Genomic DNA, 20,435 nt, shown 5'->3' with positions numbered 1-20,435 from the left:
CACCCCGTTTAACAAAAGGAAGACTCAATGGCTGACTTATCCATCAGTCCCGAAGAAATCAGGGCTGCTTTGGACTCTTTTGCCCAGTCCTACCGTCCCTCGGAGGTTGCCACCGAAGAAGTTGGTCGAGTGACGGAAACCGCTGACGGTATTGCTCATGTTGAAGGTTTACCTGGCACTATGGCCAATGAACTTCTGCGTTTCGCAGATGGCACCTTGGGCGTAGCAATGAACCTTGACCAGCGTGAAATTGGTGCTGTTATCCTCGGTGACTTCGGCAACATCGAAGAAGGCCAAAGCGTTCATCGTACGGGCGAGGTCTTATCAGTGCCTGTGGGTGATGGCTACCTCGGCCGCACAGTTGATCCACTGGGTCGGCCTATTGACGGTCTGGGCGATATAACAGATCTTGTTGGTCGCCGTGCTTTGGAATTACAAGCCCCCGGTGTTATGGCACGTAAATCTGTCCATGAACCGCTGCAAACGGGTTTGAAAGCAATCGACTCAATGATTCCTATTGGTCGTGGGCAGCGTCAGTTAATTATTGGCGACCGCCAGACCGGTAAAACAGCGATCGCTATTGACACGATCATGAATCAGCGCGAAAACTGGTTGTCAGGTGACCCCAACAAGCAGGTGCGTTGCATTTATGTGGCAGTCGGTCAAAAAGGCTCCACGATCGCGGCCGTACGTTCAACACTTGAAGCTGCCGGAGCCTTGGAATACACAACAATTGTGGCTTCCCCCGCATCTGATCCTGCAGGCTACAAATATATGGCTCCCTACACAGGTTCAGCTATTGGTCAGCACTGGATGTATGAAGGTAAGCACGTTCTGATTGTTTTTGATGACTTGTCAAAACAAGCGGAAGCCTATCGAGCTGTGTCATTGCTTTTGCGTCGTCCTCCGGGGCGCGAAGCCTATCCTGGCGATGTTTTCTACTTGCACTCACGTCTGTTGGAACGTTGTGCGAAACTTTCCGATGAACTGGGTGGCGGTTCGATGACAGGCCTACCGGTCATTGAAACAAAAGCAAATGATGTGTCTGCTTACATTCCGACGAACGTTATTTCCATTACCGATGGTCAGATCTTCTTGCAATCCGACCTATTCAATGCGAACCAGCGTCCAGCGGTTGATGTTGGTATTTCTGTGTCGCGCGTTGGTGGTGCTGCACAAATTAAAGCAATGAAGAAAGTCGCCGGTACATTAAAGCTCACCTTAGCTCAGTACCGCTCGATGGCTGCTTTTGCGATGTTCGCTTCTGACCTAGATGCGGTTACACGTCGTCAGCTCACACGCGGTGAACGTTTAATGGAGCTGCTTAAACAGCCTCAGAATTCGCCATATCAGGTGGAAGATCAAGTAGCCTCTATTTGGGCTGGTACACATGGTTTCCTTGATGATTTGGAAGTTTCAGATGTGCTGCCCTTTGAAAAAGGCTTACTACAGCATCTGCGTGCGCACTCAGCCGTTCTTGACACTATTAAAGAAACCGGTCAGCTGAGTGATGAAACTGAAGCTGAGCTGCAAGAACAGGTGAGTGTTTTCCATGACCAGTGGATCAGTGCTGGTCGTGGTATGGATATGGCAGATAATGACGAGGTTGAAGCTGAGTTTTCGCGCGAAGAGATTACTCGTTCACGTCCCGGTGGAAAGGCCTGATATATGGGAGGCCAGCAGAGGATCTATAAGCAGCGTATCGCTTCAACGCGTACGCTGGGTAAGGTCTTCCGCGCGATGGAGATGATTGCCGCATCGCGTATCGGTGCGGCGCGTCGTGCAGCGACAGAAATAGGCCCGTATGAAAAGGCACTTTCTCAGGCCGTGGCTGCTGTGGCTGTGCATACAGATATCGATCATCCCCTCACGAGAGAACGAGAAGATACTTCACGAGTTGCTGTCCTTGTCGTTGCCTCAGATCGAGGTATGGCAGGCGCATATTCTGCGACGATTCTGCGTGAAACAGAAAAGTTGCTTGACAACCTACGCACTCAGGGAAAACAGCCTGTACTCTACACCTGTGGTCGACGTGCTCAGTCATATTTCCGCTTCCGAAATGTGCCTATCGAGCACTCATGGGAAGGTGAATCTGATTCACCTTCACCACAAATGACACGGCACATCGCCTCAGAATTACTGGGACGCTTCTTACACAAAGACTTGGAACAGGCTGTATCTGAAGTGCATTTGGTATACACACGTTTCAAGACGATGGTGACTCAAATTCCTGAGGTACGCCAGATGCTGCCGCTATCTGTGGTGGATGCCCCAAGCTCTGATGAAGAACGCCAAAAAGAGCGTGGTTTTTCTGATGAACCAGATCAGGCTTTCCCAGAGTATGAATTTGTGCCATCTGCTGAAAGGGTTCTGGATGCTGTTCTTCCACTGTATGTGGAAAGCCGTATTCACAACGTTTTGTTGCAATCAGCAGCTTCTGAACTTGCGGCTCGTCAGCGTGCCATGCACACCGCAACAGATAACGCTGAAGAACTCATTACGAAATACACGCGCCTGGCCAACTCGGCCCGTCAGGCGGAGATCACGCAAGAAATTAGCGAGATCGTCGGTGGGGCCGACGCTTTGGTTCAGGGCTGAAAGCCCACGCTCATGGAGAGAGAAGATATGTCACATACATCCACTGGCGGTCAAGGGCGCGTCGCGCGAGTCGTCGGCCCTGTTGTCGATGTTGAATTCCCGCCAGACAATATTCCGCCCTTATACAACGCACTGCACGTTGACGTTGATTTGTCAGGTCAAGGAGATGCCGCCGGCACCTTCACAATGACCCTTGAGGTCGCTCAACACTTGGGTGATAATTTGGTGCGCACAATCGCGTTAAAACCCACAGACGGTCTTGTGCGTGGTGCTCTTGTGACAGACACAGGATCCCCGATTACCGTTCCCGTTGGTGACGTGACCAAAGGACATGTATTTAATGTGACCGGTGAGCCTTTGAATCTCAAAGAAGGTGAAACACTGGAAATCACCGAACGCTGGCCAATTCACCGTCAGCCTCCGGCTTTTGACCAGCTGGAAGCTCGAACAAAAATGTTCGAGACAGGTATTAAAGTTATTGACCTACTCACACCCTATGTGCAGGGCGGAAAGATTGGTCTTTTCGGTGGCGCTGGTGTCGGTAAAACCGTTCTGATTCAGGAAATGATTCAGCGAGTTGCTCAAGATCACGGTGGCGTGTCGGTTTTTGCTGGCGTTGGTGAACGTACTCGTGAAGGTAATGACCTCATTCATGAAATGGAAGAAGCTGGTGTCTTTGACAAAACAGCTTTGGTCTTTGGTCAGATGGACGAGCCACCAGGGACTCGTCTGCGTATCGCTTTGACGGGTCTGACAATGGCAGAATACTTCCGCGATGTGCAGCATCAGGATGTTTTGTTGTTCATTGATAATATCTTCCGTTTTACCCAGGCAGGTTCGGAAGTATCAACTTTGCTTGGTCGTATGCCCTCTGCTGTGGGCTACCAGCCAAATCTCGCTGATGAAATGGGTCAATTGCAGGAACGTATTACATCTGCTGGTGGGCATTCCATTACCTCACTTCAAGCAATTTACGTTCCGGCAGACGACTACACGGATCCTGCTCCCGCCACCACATTTGCGCACTTGGATGCTACTACAGAGCTTTCACGTGAAATTGCTTCTCGTGGTCTGTACCCTGCGGTTGATCCATTGGCTTCAACCAGTCGTATCCTTGATCCTGCTCTGGTGGGACGTGAACACTACGATGTTGCGACACATGTGAAAGCTATTTTGCAGAAAAACAAGGAACTCCAGGACATTATCGCCATCTTGGGCGTGGATGAATTGTCCGAAGAAGACAAGATTACGGTGGCACGTGCCCGTCGTATTGAACAGTTCTTGTCGCAGAACACATATATGGCTGAGAAATTCACCGGCGTTCCTGGGTCAACTGTTCCTTTGTCTGAAACAATTGAAGCATTCAAACGAATCGCTGAAGGTTACTACGATGAGGTTCCTGAGCAGGCATTCTTCAATATCGGTGGTATCGACGATCTTGAACGTGCTTGGCACGAATTGCAAAAGGACGCCTGATGACCAAGTCTCATCTACAAGTCGAAGTTGTTTCGCACGAGGGACGTTTATGGCACGGAGTGGCTTCGCAGGTTCAAGTTCCTGCAGTTGATGGGCTTCTCGGTATTTTGCCGGGGCGTCAGCCTCTACTTGCTATGTTGGCGCAGGGGCAAGTCATTGTGCATACATCTGAGGGACAACATTCATTCACAGTAGATAACGGGGTTGCCTCTGTTGATTCAGGCTTCGTCACTATTGTGGTAGATCACGGTTCTATTGCTTAGGGAAAGGCAGGTGAAGTTATTCTTCACCTGCCTTTTTCGTTGCGCGTACGAATAGCGGTAACATACAAAGAAAGAATCAGAAGGAAAGAGGTGGAAGGAAAATGAATATTTTCCTAACCGTGTTGCCACGGGTTTTTCTGTTCCTCCTCATTATTGCATTGTTATTATGGATAATTCTTAATATTCGTGCACGTAAGTTATCCAATGAATTCGGTTCTTTCCGATGCTGGGCTCGCCCGGATATTCAAGCGGGATGGACCTCAGGGATCGGAATGTATGGAACCGAAACTTTGACTTGGTATCGTCTGGTTGGTTTTTCCCGTAAGCCTGTGTACACATTGCCACGTCGTGGTTTGGAAGTATCTGCGCCACAGCCTCATTGTGCAGATGGAAGTATTGTTGAAGTTCGTCTTGTTGCAGACGAGGAACGTTTATTCGTATTAATTGAGCCGAAAACGTATAACGGCTTGGTATCGTGGGTTGAATCGGGGCTACCTGCTGAACATCGGTAGCAGCTGTGCTTTTGGGGAAGCTACTGGTAGTCTCGTGCCGTGCGTATTCTTATTGCCACCTGTACGGTTGATTACTCAGGACGTTTAAGTGCTCATTTAGATCCGGCTCCTCGCGTCATTATGTGGAAAGCGGATGGATCAGTTCTCATGCATTCTGACGGCGGCTCATATAAGCCTCTGAATTGGATGACTGCGCCATGTGATCTCACTATTACGCTCCTGAATCCTGAAGAAGAAGCGGATAGGGCTACGCAAATATGGACAGTTCAAGCAGCAAAAACGGATGATCGTCTGGATATTCGCATATATGAAATTTTCAGCGATGTATCACATGAACTAGGAATTGATCCCGGCCTTGTAAAAGACGGTGTGGAAAGTCATCTTCAGGCGTTACTTTCGGAACAAATTCCTCAACTTTTAGGAAAAGGATGGGAGCTTGTTCGTCGGGAATATCCCACGCCTGTAGGTCCTGTGGACCTCATGGTTCGTGACCCGCAGGGACTTCCTGTTGCAATTGAAGTCAAAAGACGAGGAGGAATCGAAGGGGTCGAGCAGTTGACCCGATACCTCCATTTGCTCTCACGAGATCCCTTATTAGAAGGGCTCCGAGGAATATACGCTGGACAGGAAATATCTCGGCAAGCACGAACACTTGCGCACGACCGTGGAATCGAATGTCTGATATTGGATTATGACGCGATGAGGGGTCTCGACGATCCTCATTCACGTCTTTTCTGAATTCGTATGTCATACGTGTTCTTATCGCGCTCAAGCACAGAAAATATGATTCTCTTACACGGGGAGCGTGTCTTTGCCTTATGGAACCTGATAGCTGCCTGTAATGATGAGTCGTGATTCCAGTCATTTCCTGCGTGAAACTCTGCGATTTATGACATAAAAAGAGAGAATAGCACTATGACAATTTCAATGATCCTGCGCGGCCGCATCCTTGTGGATGATCGCTTTATTGACGATGGTGTTCTTTTATGTGAGGGGGATCGGATCAAAGCTGTAGGGGAGAGGGCTGATATCGAGAAGCGTTTCCCACAGCTAGTTCCTGATATTGACCAAGCGGATCAGTATGAGGGTACTTTCATACCGGGACTCGTTGACGTCCACTGTCACGGAGGGGGAGGGGAATCTTTCCCCAATGCTGAAAGCCGTGAACAAGCGATGACAGCAATCATGGAGCATCGCCGTCACGGGACGACCTCTTTAGTGGCTTCATGTGTGACAGCTTCGCCACAAGTCCTGATGAAACGAGGGCGCTTACTTGGGCAACTGGCTGCTGAAGGGCAACTCGCCGGTGTGCATTATGAAGGGCCTTTTGTTTCTCATGAACGTAAAGGCGCGCAAGATCCGACGTATATTGCTCAGCCCGATCCGGAACTCACCCGTCAGCTTATTGAGGTAGGCCAAGGATATGTTGTCACAATGACATTGGCCCCTGAAAAAGAAGGTGCGTGGGGTCCAAACTCGGTTGCGGAAGTATTGATCGAAGGGGGAGCTGTACCTTCATGGGGGCATACAGATGCGGCTCCCGAAGCAGCACGTCACGCCTTAGAGTTTTCGCGTCAGAGCTTGGCTCGTGTCAGTGAAGAAGTACGTCGGTGTGGTCGAGCGACAGTGACACATCTTTTCAATGGGATGCGGCCGCTGCATCATAGAGATCCAGGGCCGATTATGGAATTTATCTCTGATGCTGCTCGTGGTGGCGCCATTGTGGAGATGATTTGTGATGGCGTTCACTTAAATCCGCAGATTGTTCGCACTGTATGGGAAACAGTTGGGCGTGATTCATGTGTGTTAATTACTGACGCTATGGCTGCGGCTGGTATGGCTGATGGAAGCTATGAGCTGGGATCTCAAGCAGTTACCGTAGCGGATGGGGTTGCTCGTTTGACACATGGCGGTTCCATTGCCGGAGGAACCGCGCACCTGATTGACTGTGTACGTACAGCCGTTCAGGTTGCTCATATTCCTTTGGAAGATGCGATCTATATGGCTTCCGCTCAGGGAGCGACCATTGTGGGCAGTAATGATATCGGTGCTTTACGTGAGGGAACATATGCCGATATCGTTTTGATTGATGAGGACATCCGACCGCTTGCAGTATGGCATAGAGGCGAAAAGGTCGAATGAGTCGACGTTCATCTAAACGTCGCTGGTCTGAGCGTCATCGTGAATTAGATCTTTCACGTATTGCCGGGATTCGTCACAGTGAGATGGGGCCAGGAGGCGTGCTCTATCAAGTACAACAGGTAGCTGCTTCTCAGAAAAGTTACATATGCCCTGGCTGTTCTGGCACGGTACTTGGAGTTCCGCATATTGTGGCCTGGCCCGAGGAAGCTTCCTGGGGACATGAATATGGCCCTCAATCGCGTCGTCATTGGCATAGTGAATGTTGGCGCAGACGTTTGCGACCGCAGTAAGTGCCTGCAATGAGTAAGATAGCGACGAAGGGTTTCGTCTTGGGCACATTCTTCATATCCTTGATGGGTAGTGTGTGCCTCTCATGTGAGGGGGATTTGTGAAACGCTTAAAGCAGTTCTCTGTGGCCGCCATTGTTACTCTGATGGCTGTGGTGTGTGTGCTTACTGGGGTTCTTGCTGTGACGGTTTTGCGTCCTTCACAGGAAGTACGCGCCCAAACGACAGCTTCTGCACCTTTTGTGACGACACGTGATGGTGTTTTTACTTTAATTGGTTCATCAGCAACGGTAACTGTTACTTCACCTTCGGGTGGTCCTGTGGCTGTGGCCTTAGGCAGTGTGACAGATGTTAATGGTTGGATTGGCAGTGACGCTTATACGGAGATCATCGGTGTTGCTTCTGATCGAAAAAGTCTGAAAGTAGAAGAACATCCACAAATCCCTCAAGTGCAACACGAAAGGCGCGATACTGGTCAATCAGATGAACAAGAAAGTGCTGCTGAAGCGGAAGAAACCTCAGAATCTTCCGCTGAAAGTACGCAAAGTAGTTCCTCATCTGTAGAGATTGGCCAATCTTTTGATACAGCACAGTCTGCTTCGATTCTTTCTTCTGACATGTGGCTTCAACAGGCTTCAGGTACGGGAACTGTAAGTTTGGATATTGCCAATATTGGTCAAGGTAAATCTGTCATTGCCTCTGCTGACGGGAAAACGACAGCACTGACTGTGGATATTGTGTGGCATATACAAAGGACAAATTTCCTTGCCTTGTCAGCTTTCTTCATTGCAGGTGTTTTGCTTCTTATCGCAATCATTGCTTTGATACGTCAACTGGTTGCTCAGCGTGTGCCTACAGGAACTGAAAGTGTTGCCCTTGCTTTGGGCATGCAAGAACAAGAAACGGAAGTTGAAGATGCTCATGACAATGAAGATCATGAGGCAATGCCGTTCTTTGTTCAGGAGGCGACGGAAACCTTCAAAGAATCAGATCATGAAGGATCTGAGAATGCTGATGAGCAGACCTCGCATATTTCTGAGATTCAAAATGAGGGAAGCTCCGATCAGAAAGTTGAAGAAACGGTGGAGCCTTCCGAAGAATCTGTTGAATCTTTTGCTGAAAAAGAAACAGAAATAAGTGATGGAATCTTAGATAAAGAAAAGAGTGAACCTCAAGGCCGTCATGCGGGCGCAAACGCAGATGACAAGCCGTACACTCGTGCTCCATCAACTGATACGGGAGTGATCGATCTGTCGGCTGTACGCCCAGGGGCGGTTTTCCCCAGCCGCCGTGCAATACGTGAAGCCCGTGAACGAGGTGAAGAACGACTCATCATTAACGGGCATGAATTTGATACGGGTCTTATTCCGATTCTTCCTCAGGCCGCCGATAAAAAAGAGGAAAAAACTGAAGAATCTTCATGGGCCTCAATTATGACAGCGTGGCAAGACCGTAAAAAGAGGGATAAACGATCATGAGACGTTCACTTGTTGCCACCTTTGCGTGCGTATGTGCCCTTATGCTTTCAAGTTGCGCAGGTCAAGATATTGTGGCGCAACCTGTGCAAACACCTCAATCAGGGCCTGTCATTGAAACGGGCAAGGTCGAAAATATTCTGAAAGAAATACAAAGTGTTGTTGACCATGCAGATGCGACCGGCGAATTAGGTCCATTGAACGGGCGACTTCTTGATCCTGCTTTGCGTATGCGACATGCTCAGTACTCACTGGCACAGTCAATGAATTCAACGGTGACACCGTTAAAAATGGCTGCTGGTGATATTGCTTTAACGGATACAGCAACATGGCCGCGTGCGGTAGTCAATATTGTCAATAATGGGGAAGCATCCTTACCTACTGCATATGTGCTTATGCAGGATGAGGCCCGTTCGCCATACCGTTTGCATTCATGGGCGCGTATTTTGGGGGGAACTACTTTCACAATTGCTTCAGTGAAGAAAGGGTCGCCCACACTTGCTGAGGATTCTCCAGGTTTTGTTAGTACACCAAAAGAAGCAATTGAAGCATATGTGAATATGCTGAATGAAGGTAACGCAGGAAACACTGTTTTTGCTACAGATGAATTTGCCTCAAATTACCTTCAGGATGCACGAACACTTAATGAAGCAGTCCAAGCGGCAGGTTCTGTGAGCGCAAAAGCTACCCTCACAGATGCTCCAATTACAGGGGTGGTACTTGAGGATGGATCTGCACTGGTGGCAGCTTCTTTCACATACACGCTGACCTATGCGAGGACAATAGCTCGATCAACAATGCGTTTAGGCGGAACAACAGCAGCTATTGCACCGCGCGAAGACGTGAACGTGAAAGGGAGCGCAACTTCCCATTACATCGCCACCTTGCTACTGCGAGTACCAACAAAACAAACCGGCGGCAGTATTTCTGTTGTCGGAGCTGAACGAGTCATTGAATCTGTAGACTTTGACGATTCAACCGATCCCGATAACTAAAATTTCACCTCATCCATACAGAAAAAATTGGAGGAACGGTGTCTATTCTTGACCCCTCATCTGCATCAGCGCATCAGCCCGTATCTGATTCTCAGCCAGAGGAAACCCAGTCGGCTCAGGTGTATCTTGAGGTCCCGTTAATTCGAGAAGCTGATGAATCCTCTTTTGATGATGTGGTATCAACATCACGAGCGGTACCAGTCATCATGGTTTTATGGGCAGGACAAGCATTGGAGTCTCGACCTGTTCTGGACATGATGGCAGACCTTACGCGTGAGCGTGCCGGGCAGTTTCAGCTCGTAACAATTGATGTAGAAAAAGCTCCTGCACTTATCCAAGCGTTACAAATACAAGCCTTACCAACGGTTATTGCTTTACTGGGAGGACGACCTGTTCCGCTTTTCCAAGGTGAAGCGACAAAAGAGCAGGTACGCGCTCTGTTGGATCAATTACGAAACGTTGCCGAACAATTGGGAGTTACTGCTCAGGTAGCAGTCAAACCTGAGGATACGCAAGAACCTATTCCTACGGAACATATTCCTGCACGTGAAGCGCAAGAAGCAGGAGATTTAGAAAACGCACGGAAAGCATGGGAAAAAGTTATTGAACTCAATCCTCGTGATGAGGTAGCGAAAACCGAGCTAGCAAAAGTGCTTCTCTTGTTGCGTTCGCGTGAAAATACGGCAACTGATGACCCTCAATCGCAGGCAGATGCTCTTTTTGCCGCAGGGCAACATGAGGAAGCATTTGACATCCTGTTACATGCTCTGCGTGACGCTTGTGACGATGAGACTCGTGACGCTGTCAGAACACATGCATTAGATTTATTCCGTGTTGCTGGTAATACGCCACAGGTGCGTGCAGCTCGTCGTCGTTTAACCACATTACTGATGGTCTAGTTCGATAACTGACATCATGCTGTGACGGAAAACGGAAGTACGAATATCCTGATTTTTCTGTCATATGACAGTGAATCCGCCTGTGGAATTGCTATGTGCTCCACAGGTGGACATTATCTGTCGTAGAGGTCATCCTCACGTAGCCTGTATATATGAGTCATATTCCTGCGCGCATTTTCGGTTCACTGGCACCAGCCCTTGTTACGCCTTTCCATAAAGATGGGTCTATCGACGTGGACTCGGCTGTGGCTTTAGCTGTGCGCCTTGTCGAAGATGGATGTGACAGCCTCGTATTGTCAGGGACGACAGGTGAATCACCGACCACCCACCAGCCGGAAAAAAATGAACTTACGCGCGCAATAGTTGAAGCTATTCATGATCGTGCACGCATTATTTGCGGCGCTGGATCAAATGACACAGCTCATGCGGTTCGTATTGCCGAAGGCGCTCAGGAAAGTGGCGCTCACGGTCTTCTTGTTGTCAGTCCGTACTATAACCGTCCCAGCCAGCGCGGACTATGCGCTCATGTACAGGCAATTGCTGAGTCAAGCGACCTACCAATTATGCTTTACGATATTCCGGGACGTACAGGTCTAGCTTTTTCTGATGGCACATTAGATATTTTGGCTGCTCATCCTCGAATTGTCGCTGTTAAAGATGCGACGGGTAATGTTGAACAAGGTGTTGAACGCTGCCATCGTACAGGCCTTGAATACTACTCAGGCGATGATGCACTGAATTTTGCGTGGATGACAGGTGGAGCATCGGGTTTTATATCTGTCGTTGCTCATGTTGCCGCACGTCAGTATCGTCAGATGATTGACTTATTGGACGCGGACCAAGTGTGGGAGGCGCGCGAACTTTCTCATTCACTGCGACCATTGGTGGCTGCCATCATGGGAAGTGGTCAGGGAGCAGTATTGATAAAGTGGGCTTTGTACATGCAAGGGATCATTTCGACACCAACGGTTCGATTGCCTTTGGTTGAACCTGAAAAAGAAGAAATGACACGCTTAGAAAAAGTTCTGCGTTCCTACGATTTACTGTAATACGCCTTCCAAGACCGCGTTCTGACTGTCATTCACCTGAGGAACATGGGACACTGGAATTATGAAGCCCCTGTATGAAAATTTAACTGAACCTGAACCATTAGCGCCGGGTGCCCTGCGAATCATTCCTCTAGGAGGACTAGGGGAAGTGGGGCGCAATATGAATGTAGTTGAATATGAAGGAAAATTACTCGTTATTGACTGTGGAGTTCTTTTCCCAGAGGAATATCAACCGGGTGTTGATCTGATTTTGCCTGATTTTTCCTGGATCAAAGACCGTATGGATGATGTGGTTGGTCTTGTACTGACACATGGGCATGAGGACCATATAGGTGCTGTTCCTTACCTCGCAATGCTACGCGAGGATATTCCCACGTATGGGTCAGAGCTGACGTTAGCTTTTACAGAGCCAAAACTGCGTGAACATAAACTACCGGTACCGTTATTCCACGTGGTTACTGGGGGGGATCGTGTAAATATTGGTCCTTTTGATGTGGAATTTATATCGGTTACCCACTCAATTCCCGATGCCTTAGCGGTATGTGTACGCACAGGAGCAGGGACCGTTTTGGTGACAGGCGACTTCAAAATCGATCACGTGCCATTAGATCACCGGCCGACAGATCTGCAACGTTTGGCGCGTATTGGTTCTGAAGGCGTGGATCTTTTCATGGTGGATTCAACGAATTCAGAGGTTCCTGGTTTTATTCCGGCAGAACGTGAAATTGGTCCAGTCCTCAAAAAAATAGTTGCAGATGCTACAGGGCAGGTAGTTGTTGCTTCTTTTGCTTCGCATGTACACCGTGTACAACAAGTGGTGAATGCAGCGGCAGCAGCAGGGCGTAAAATTACTTTCGTTGGTCGTTCAATGGAACGAAATATGCGTATCGCGCAAGAAAAAGGCTATTTGACGGTTCCAGAGGGCCTTATTGTTGATGCCGCACATGCCCAAGAACTTTTGCCGCATGAACGTTTGTGGATGGCAACTGGTTCACAAGGCGAACCAATGGCCGCTTTAGCGCGTATGAGTGTCGGCAACCACCGTCATGTTTGCCTTGATAGTGGGGACACTGTTATTTTGGCGGCTTCGCTAATCCCGGGTAATGAGATTGACGTGAACCGCGTAATTAATGATTTGACTCGTTCAGGAGTCCACGTATTCCATCAGGGTAATGCTCGGGTTCATGTGTCGGGCCATGCATGCCAAGGCGAATTACTTACTTTCTACAACATTGTTAAACCTCGTCATGTTATGCCGATTCACGGTGAAATACGGCATTTGATTGCGAATGGGAAATTGGCTGCAAGTACCGGTGTTCCTGAAGATCATGTCATCCTTGCTGATGCTGGCCTCACCGTGGATCTGTGTGATGGTCAGGCGCGTATCAGTGGACAGGTTCCATGTGACAGGGTGTATGTGGATGGTCGTTCTGTTGGTGAAATATCTGAGGATGAATTGGCTCAGCGTCGCACTTTAGCGGCAGAAGGTTTTGTCTCAGTTTTTGCGGTGGTAGATAAAGAAATGGGGCAAGTGTTGTCAGCGCCCTATATTCGCGCTATCGGGATGGCAGAAAATCCGGAAGTATTTGATGAAATACTGCCAGATTTGACTGCTGCTCTCGAAGAAGCCGCCGCGCCAGGCGGAGTGGATTCATACACTTTGCAGCAGGTGATGCGTCGTGTCCTTGGCCGTTGGGTAGCACGTCGGCTGCGTCGCCGTCCAATGATTGTTCCTGTGATTGTTCAACAATGAAAGGACCTGCAATGAGCGGACGTTTTATTTCTACGCACTCAGTAGTGCTTGTTCTTCCTTTGAATATTCATACATTGCCTGAACGTGGTGGCTCCGTGAAAGCTGCTACAGCTATGTCGCGGCCAGGTGGTGGTTTCACCACTTTATCGGCTGCTGCATCTATGGGAGCACATGCGGCCCTTGCTTCTCCTTTGGGTACTGGACCTAATTCATCAACCGTTCGCCAACAGTTAGCTTCTGCCGGTATTCAACTGCTGACTCAGGAACTGGTAGGTGATATTGGGGTTGCTATTCAACTGTTAGAAGCTGACGGCTCAATGACTTCTGTGGTGACCGCGGGGGTAGAATCTGAACCTTCGCGCGCAGCTTTGGACTCGTTAGTATTGAAACCAGGCGATGTTATCCATATTTCCGGTGCAGACCTTGCAGTGCCTTCCGCTGTTTCTGTTCTTGCTGGCTGGGGAGCAGCTTTACCTGCTTCAGTGACCCTTGTATTATCCATTGCCCAGGCAGTAGAGCAAGTCCCTGTATGGGCATGGAAACAGCTACTGCGTCGCGCAGATGTGGTGACAATGAATGTTCGTGAATCACATGCCTTACAACGAAATTTGAATGCAAGCGAACCAGGAACAGATATTCGTCATCTGATGCGTCCAGATGCTTCATTGGTGCGTCGAATAGGTGCGAAAGGCTCCCAAGTGCATGTTAACGAGGACGCGCCTTTTATTGACATTCCTGCATTTTCAGCAGTTACTGTTGATACGGCAGGTGTGGGTGATACGCATATTGGAACAATGTGTGCGGCCCTTGCGCAAAAACACTCTCTGGAAGAAGCATGTCGCTGGGCTAATGCTGCGGCTGCTATTGCGATCTCTCATGAGTCAGCTTTACCGGTTCCTAGCCGCGCTCAGGTAGAGGACGTGTTGAATACCGGAAAGGTACAGCCGCTCAACCTATGAGGCCAAGAAAATCACCGCGTACCTATGTTGTGAAGGGAACATGCAGTGTTTTGTGTGAGCCTCAGTGTCTTTCATAGGTATGAAAGCGCACTTGTGTAGTTATAAGAGGTGATTTTTTGCATCCACATACTCACTTACGGCGAGGTGAGTAGAATCTTGCACGTGCGCCGCGTAGCGTGAAAGTATCATGGCTCAGAAGTCTTCATCGAAAAAAACATCACCTCGACAGGGGGCATCTTCTCGTGAGATGGCACCCGGAATGCTTGCACGTATTTTCTCTGCTATTGGCCGTGCTTTTATGAGCGCAGCACGTGCATGGCGTGCAACTGACCCTCAAATTAAACGTGATGCGCTCGCATTTGTATGTATTGCTGCGGCCATACTTGTGGCTTTACGTGAATGGCTGAATATTTCAGGTCAAGCAGGGAATTTTATCCACCATATTTCTGCCGGGGCAGTGGGAATTTTCTCTATTGTTTTACCGTTGGGACTGGTAGGTTTCGCAGTTGAGCTTTTCCGTGCTCGATCGGGTAATTCTGCGCTCCCGCATCATGTTGCAGGCGTGACAGGTGCGCTTGTTGCTGTTGCTGGTCTTGTGCATGTTACTCAGGGTAATCCTGCTTTGGATAGCCTCGAATCAATTGAAAAAGCTGGGGGACTTATTGGTTGGTTTATTGCTCGCCCACTAACACAGCTTTTATCTGCTTGGGGAGCGGGGGCAGTTCTTTTACTGCTGTTCATTTACTCGATTTTATTGGGAACACGTACTCGTGTTGCTGAAGTGCCTGAAAAAATTCGTTTTCTTTATAGCCGTTTACGTGCGCCCTATCATCGTGACGACGAAACAGAAAACTTGGATGAGTCTGAACGTTCGGCACGTGACCGTGGTCGTGACATGCTAGCAGCGGGGGATGATCCTTTCCTTGATTCTTATGAGGCGGATGAATCTTTCCGTTCTCCAGTTGAACAAGGAACTCAGGCACTTCCAGTAGCTCCGCATACAGCTTTGCCAGAAGAAAGTCATGAAGCTGTGCAGCCGATCCTACCTCCTGTTGTTGACAGTATGCCCACAGAGGCGCTGGCACCTATTCCTGTGCCTGTGCCGCAATCTGAGGAGCCTCATCCTTCTGTGCCTGCACATGAACTTGCAGCACCACCACAAGAGGAAGTTTCTGTACCTGCGCCGGAAATGACGGCAGATACGGATCAGCCTTCAACGTATATTTTGCCTGCTGGTGATCTTTTGTTGCGTGGGGCGCCGCATAAAACACGTTCTGCTGTGAACGATCAGGTCGTGCAATCATTGCAGCAGGTTTTTGCTGAATTTAATGTTGACGCGCAGGTAACAGGATTTTCGAGGGGTCCTACGGTTACTCGCTATGAGGTAGTCCTTGGCCCTGGTGTCAAAGTGGATCGCCTAACTAACCTGTCAAAGAATATTGCCTATGCGGTAGCTTCTGCGGATGTGCGTATTTTGGCGCCTATTCCAGGTAAGAGCGCCATCGGTGTTGAAATTCCTAATGCTGATCGTGAAATTGTGGTTTTAGGTGATGTCTTATCTTCAGGGGCAGCAAAACGTAATCCGCATCCATTGGTTGTCGGTGTGGGTAAGGATGTTGAAGGCGGCTACGTTGTAACGAATTTAGCAAAAACACCGCACTTATTGGTTGCAGGCCAAACCGGTTCAGGTAAGTCAAGTTTTGTAAACTCGATGATTACCTCCATTATGATGCGGGCAACTCCGCAGCAAGTTCGTATGATTTTGGTTGATCCTAAGCGTGTGGAACTGACAATTTATGAGGGAATTCCTCATTTGGTCAGTCCTATCATCACTGACCCTAAGAAAGCGGCTGAGGCTTTGGAATGGGTGGTACGCGAAATGGATCGTCGATATGACGATCTTGCGACATACGGTTTCAAACATGTGGATGATTTCAATAAAGCAGTGGAGGCAGGGCAAGTACAGGCATTACCTGGCTTAGAGCGTAAACTTCGGCCGTATCCTTACCTCCTTGTTGTTGTGGATGAGCTTGCTGATCTTATGATGGTTGCCCCACGTGATGTGGAAGCCTCAGTTCAAAGGATTACACAGCTTGCACGTGCAGCAGGTATTCACTTGGTACTGGCAACCCAGCGACCATCAGTTGATGTGGTGACAGGTCTGATTAAAGCGAATGTGCCTTCTCGTTTGGCTTTTGCGACTTCTGCTTTAGCTGATTCACGAGTCATTTTGGATCAACCTGGCGCAGAAAAACTGATCGGGCAAGGTGATGCTTTGTATTTACCTGCTGGTCAGGGAAAACCTTTACGTGTGCAGGGTGCGTGGGTGACAGAAAGCGAAATTCATCAGATCGTGCAGCATGTGAAGTCGCAAATGCAAGTCTCCTACAGGGATGATGTGGTTTCTGCTGCTCCGCAAGTGAAAGTAGCTGAAGATATTGGTTCAGATCTTGATGACTTGTTGCAGGCGGCAGAATTAGTTATTTCCACGCAACTTGGTTCAACATCGATGCTGCAACGCAAACTGCGTATTGGCTTTGCGCGTGCAGGTCGTTTGATGGATTTACTAGAGTCGCGCGATATTGTCGGCCCTTCTGAAGGCTCAAAAGCTCGTCAAGTTCTTGTTCAACCTGAACAATTACCGCAGATCCTGGCTATGTTACGCGGGGAAGCAGCCCCTCCTGAGCAGCCTTCAGTATCACCGGAACTTCCTGCACCTTCTGTGGAAAATAAGTCGGATCATATTCCTGAGGGAGTAAATACTGCTCCGATTCCACCTTCTCATGGGGAAAATGAACCGCGTGTAATGACGGGACTTCCTGTACCTGTTATTCCATCAGACAACGTGGTGGCTGACGATGATCCTGACCCCTATGCTGGCCATGATTTTGGAGGTCGTGGTCATGGCAATTGGGATGATGATGAGGAAACAGATGAGGATGCGTGGCAACTCACCGGACGATAGTGTTGATTTATCTTGTGAACGAGTAGGATCAAAACATGGCAGGCAATGTTTCACGCGCACAAAGTAAGGATGAACAGCGTTCGCCACTGAATCTTCCCAATGCGCTCACGGTTCTTCGTTTGATTCTTGTTCCGATTTTCCTTGTCCTTGCTTTGCAGGACAATAGTATTGCGCGTTGGACAACATTGATTGTCTTTTGTGTGGCGGCAGCGACCGATCATTTTGACGGTAAAATTGCCAGGTCTTATGGAATAGTGACTGATTTTGGTCGGATTGCTGACCCGATTGCTGATAAGGCGTTGACACTGGGGGCATTTGTCATTCTTTCGGTGACTGAATTTGTGCCGTGGTGGTTTACTGTCGTTATTGCAGTACGTGAACTGGGTATTACTGTGATGCGCAGTGTTTTTTTGCGCCGAGGTATCGTTGTTTCTGCGAATATGGGCGGCAAGCTCAAGACTGTTTTGCAGATGTTCTTTATTTTCTTACTTCTGATTCCGTGGGATCTTTTCCTGTCTTATTCTGTCGTTGAACTTCTTGCCATATATTTCATTTATCCCGTAGGCGGTGCTGCGCTCTTTATGACCGTGTGGTCTGGAGGAGTTTATGTGTGGGAAGGCATTGCTTTACGGAAGAAAAATCATTCAATGATCTGAATTCCGGTACGCACGTAGCAAAAACGCGTATGAATACGACGAATGCTGAGGCAGAGGATCATGCTCAGGTTCTTCCTGCTCAAGCCCGTGAGAACGATCAGTAAACTGCCTGTGAAAGGGATAAAGAACTTCCCTCATGTGTGGAGCCTTATGCTGATGCTCATTTCAGAGTGATACTGGACTGCTCATTCGTTCCTTATCAGTTTTATGTGTGGCTATCGTGCGTAAATGACAATGCGATGTGTTGCACTCGCTCATACAGTGATTCACATATGCGTGCTGGCAATGAGTATCTTAAAGTAGAAGTATGAAGAGCCTTTACACCACTCAGCCTTTACTGCGTACCGTAATAGGTGACGTGCTTCGTGGGCTGCGTCAAACGCAAGGTCGTACTTTGCGTGAAGTGTCATCGCAGGCTCAAGTGTCTTTGGGATATCTTTCCGAAGTGGAACGTGGGCAAAAAGAAGCATCATCTGAGTTACTTGAAGCAATTTGCACAGCACTGAATGTGCCTTTGTGGTGCGTGTTGCGTGAAGTTTCGGATCGGATGTCGCTGACAGATGGATCACTAGTTCCTGAAGCTGCTCCGGTGCCTTTTGTTCCGGTGACTTTGATTTCCTGAGTTACACGTGATGCGTCTCTTTGAGTTCTGGAAAGCTGTAGATGACGTATATGGAGTAACTTACGGTCGCTCTTTAGTTGCTGATCTGTATTTGACTTCGCTCAAAGGAACAGCACAAGAAGCCATTGACCGAGGGGATGATCCTGATAGCGTGTGGGCTGCCCTCATCAGTGAAACTGAACAGGATGAACGCGCACGTTGGGTGCATCGGATTGACCCGAAAGAACGTAAAAAACGTGCCTAAAACTTATTTTCCACATACGTGTGCGGTGAAATTGACCTCACCTGCCCATCGCTTTGGCAACTCTCCTGCACCCTGACGTAGAATTAGTGGGTTGTCGTGTGCCTACCTGAGGTACACCCGCTGATAAGACGTTGGAGAGTACCCTGTGAAGAGCACCGTTGAGACTCTTGAACCCACGAAGGTTCGTTTGACCGTTGAAGTTCCCTATGAGGAACTCGCTTCTGAGATGACCAAGGCATATAAAGACATCTCCAAGCAAGTCTCCATCCCCGGTTTCCGTAAGGGGCACGTGCCCGCACGTATTATCGATCAGCGTTTCGGTCGCGCTGCTGTGATCGAACAGGTCGTCAATGAAGTTTTGCCGCAGCATTATTCTGCCGCTGTTGCAGAAAATGAGCTTCGCCCTATGGCTCAGCCAGATGTTGAGGTTACTGAAATCCCTCAGACAACCGGCGAATACGGTGGCATCCTTATTTTCACCGCTGAAGTAGATGTAGTTCCTGATTTTGAACTCCCAGAATTAGGTGAAGATATTACTGTTCAGGTTGATACAACCGAAGTAACCGATGAAGATGTTCAAAAAGAACTCGATGATCTGCGCGGGCGCTTTGCGACTCTGAAAGTAATCAATCGTAAGGCTAAAACCGGTGATTTTGCGACTATCGACCTGGTCGCCACAATTAATGGTGAGCAAGTTGATTCGGTTTCTGATGTGTCCTACGAAATCGGTTCAGGTTCGATGCTGGATGGCCAAGACAAGGCATTGCGTGGAACAAAAGCTGGTGACGAAGTAACATTCACTTCTACCCTGAAAGGCGGCGAGCACGAAGGGGAAGAAGCTGATGTGACATTGACTGTGAAATCAATGAAGGCTCGTGAACTCCCAGTAGCCGACGATGATTTTGCGCAGATGGTGTCTGAATTTGACACGATTGAAGAACTTACCGAGGACCTGCGTAAACAAGCTGGCGAACGTAAATTGGCAGATCAAGCGCTGCAAGCTCGTGATCGTCTCGTTGATCTGTTGCTTGAAAAAGCTGAAATTCTTTTGCCGGAATCTGTTGTCACCGCAGAGGTTGATCGTCGTGCAGGTGAAGGAGCTTCTGCAAAGGCAAAGAAAGAAGCACGTCAAAATGTTGAACGTGAGCTGCGCACAGAGCTGCTTTCTGAAACTTTGGCAAAGAAACTGGATGTTCAAGTTGGACAGCAAGAACTGATTGATTATGCCATTCAGATGTCCCAGACATATGGTGTGGATATTAACCAGCTTTTCTCCTCTCCTCAGCAAATGTCTGCTGTTGTTGCTGACCTTGGCCGAGCAAAAGCGCTGATCGAAGCCTTGCGTCAGATTACAGTCACGGATACCACAGGTGCTCCAGTGGATTTGTCTCGCTTCCTTGGTGATGTTCCTGAGGAAACTGCGCAAGACACGCAGGAAGAAAGTGAAGACGGCACGCAAGATGACGCTCAGTAATGGCGTATGTGTGACGTATAAGCCTTTATAGGCTGAAGGCTCGGTACTGGCATGATACGGTGCCGA

General features: G+C 48.7%; 19 protein-coding genes. All 19 read left to right on the top strand.

The genetic code is table 11. From position 1 onward, the window contains the following. Nucleotides 1-27 precede the first annotated feature (27 nt). Nucleotides 28-1,665: a F0F1 ATP synthase subunit alpha gene (gene atpA, locus LRP54_RS00360; protein ID WP_231234582.1), complete on the top strand. Its 1,638-nt coding sequence runs from the start codon at nt 28-30 to the stop codon at nt 1,663-1,665. 3 nt (nt 1,666-1,668) lie between these two features. Then, complete coding sequence (locus LRP54_RS00355) at nt 1,669-2,598, top strand: F0F1 ATP synthase subunit gamma (RefSeq protein ID WP_231234581.1); 930 nt, start codon at nt 1,669-1,671, stop codon at nt 2,596-2,598. Between the two features lie 27 nt (nt 2,599-2,625). Continuing rightward, nucleotides 2,626-4,074, top strand: a complete 1,449-nt coding sequence (gene atpD / locus LRP54_RS00350) for a F0F1 ATP synthase subunit beta (protein WP_231205311.1) — start codon at nt 2,626-2,628, stop codon at nt 4,072-4,074. Further along, entirely contained in the window at nt 4,071-4,337 is a 267-nt protein-coding gene (locus tag LRP54_RS00345; RefSeq protein WP_442984578.1) for a F0F1 ATP synthase subunit epsilon, read from the top strand. The genes atpD and LRP54_RS00345 overlap by 4 nt, the downstream gene beginning before the upstream one ends. 101 nt (nt 4,338-4,438) lie before the next feature. Further along, nucleotides 4,439-4,849, top strand: coding sequence for a DUF2550 family protein (locus LRP54_RS00340; RefSeq protein WP_231205309.1), 411 nt, complete (start codon nt 4,439-4,441; stop codon nt 4,847-4,849). A gap of 39 nt (nt 4,850-4,888) precedes the next feature. Continuing rightward, a complete protein-coding gene (nucS, locus tag LRP54_RS00335; RefSeq protein ID WP_231234580.1) occupies nt 4,889-5,587 on the top strand; it encodes an endonuclease NucS in 699 nt (232 codons plus the stop codon). 177 nt (nt 5,588-5,764) lie between these two features. Beyond that, on the top strand, nt 5,765-6,991 hold the full coding sequence (locus LRP54_RS00330) for an N-acetylglucosamine-6-phosphate deacetylase (RefSeq protein ID WP_231234579.1): 1,227 nt from the start codon (nt 5,765-5,767) through the stop codon (nt 6,989-6,991). After that, nucleotides 6,988-7,281, top strand: coding sequence for a hypothetical protein (locus LRP54_RS00325; RefSeq protein WP_231234578.1), 294 nt, complete (start codon nt 6,988-6,990; stop codon nt 7,279-7,281). Before LRP54_RS00330 ends, LRP54_RS00325 begins: the two co-directional genes overlap by 4 nt. 98 nt (nt 7,282-7,379) lie before the next feature. After that, a complete protein-coding gene (locus tag LRP54_RS00320; protein ID WP_231234577.1) occupies nt 7,380-8,756 on the top strand; it encodes a hypothetical protein in 1,377 nt (458 codons plus the stop codon). Beyond that, on the top strand, nt 8,753-9,748 hold the full coding sequence (locus LRP54_RS00315) for a hypothetical protein (protein WP_231234576.1): 996 nt from the start codon (nt 8,753-8,755) through the stop codon (nt 9,746-9,748). The genes LRP54_RS00320 and LRP54_RS00315 overlap by 4 nt, the downstream gene beginning before the upstream one ends. 38 nt (nt 9,749-9,786) lie before the next feature. After that, nucleotides 9,787-10,647, top strand: a complete 861-nt coding sequence (locus LRP54_RS08450) for a tetratricopeptide repeat protein (protein WP_231205303.1) — start codon at nt 9,787-9,789, stop codon at nt 10,645-10,647. Between the two features lie 152 nt (nt 10,648-10,799). Beyond that, a complete protein-coding gene (gene dapA / locus LRP54_RS00305; protein ID WP_231234575.1) occupies nt 10,800-11,696 on the top strand; it encodes a 4-hydroxy-tetrahydrodipicolinate synthase in 897 nt (298 codons plus the stop codon). A gap of 61 nt (nt 11,697-11,757) precedes the next feature. Further along, nucleotides 11,758-13,449, top strand: coding sequence for a ribonuclease J (locus tag LRP54_RS00300; RefSeq protein ID WP_231205301.1), 1,692 nt, complete (start codon nt 11,758-11,760; stop codon nt 13,447-13,449). An 11-nt stretch (nt 13,450-13,460) separates the two neighbouring features. Further along, nucleotides 13,461-14,408 carry a PfkB family carbohydrate kinase gene (locus LRP54_RS00295; RefSeq protein ID WP_231205300.1) on the top strand — a complete coding sequence of 316 codons (948 nt, stop codon included), beginning with the start codon at nt 13,461-13,463 and terminating at the stop codon, nt 14,406-14,408. Nucleotides 14,409-14,595: 187 nt separating this feature from the next. Beyond that, a complete protein-coding gene (locus LRP54_RS00290; protein WP_231234574.1) occupies nt 14,596-17,373 on the top strand; it encodes a DNA translocase FtsK in 2,778 nt (925 codons plus the stop codon). A gap of 35 nt (nt 17,374-17,408) precedes the next feature. Beyond that, entirely contained in the window at nt 17,409-18,029 is a 621-nt protein-coding gene (gene pgsA / locus LRP54_RS00285; RefSeq protein ID WP_231234573.1) for a CDP-diacylglycerol--glycerol-3-phosphate 3-phosphatidyltransferase, read from the top strand. A gap of 307 nt (nt 18,030-18,336) precedes the next feature. Beyond that, entirely contained in the window at nt 18,337-18,651 is a 315-nt protein-coding gene (locus tag LRP54_RS00280) for a helix-turn-helix domain-containing protein (RefSeq protein ID WP_231205297.1), read from the top strand. A 10-nt stretch (nt 18,652-18,661) separates the two neighbouring features. Beyond that, nucleotides 18,662-18,895: a DUF3046 domain-containing protein gene (locus LRP54_RS00275; protein WP_231234572.1), complete on the top strand. Its 234-nt coding sequence runs from the start codon at nt 18,662-18,664 to the stop codon at nt 18,893-18,895. 145 nt (nt 18,896-19,040) lie between these two features. Further along, nucleotides 19,041-20,369, top strand: a complete 1,329-nt coding sequence (gene tig, locus LRP54_RS00270) for a trigger factor (protein ID WP_231234571.1) — start codon at nt 19,041-19,043, stop codon at nt 20,367-20,369. Nucleotides 20,370-20,435 lie beyond the last annotated feature (66 nt).

This window comes from Schaalia sp. lx-100 (genome assembly GCF_021083625.1).
Taxonomy (GTDB): Bacteria; Actinomycetota; Actinomycetes; order Actinomycetales; family Actinomycetaceae; genus Pauljensenia.
This window is presented reverse-complemented; position numbering and strand designations above follow the sequence as displayed.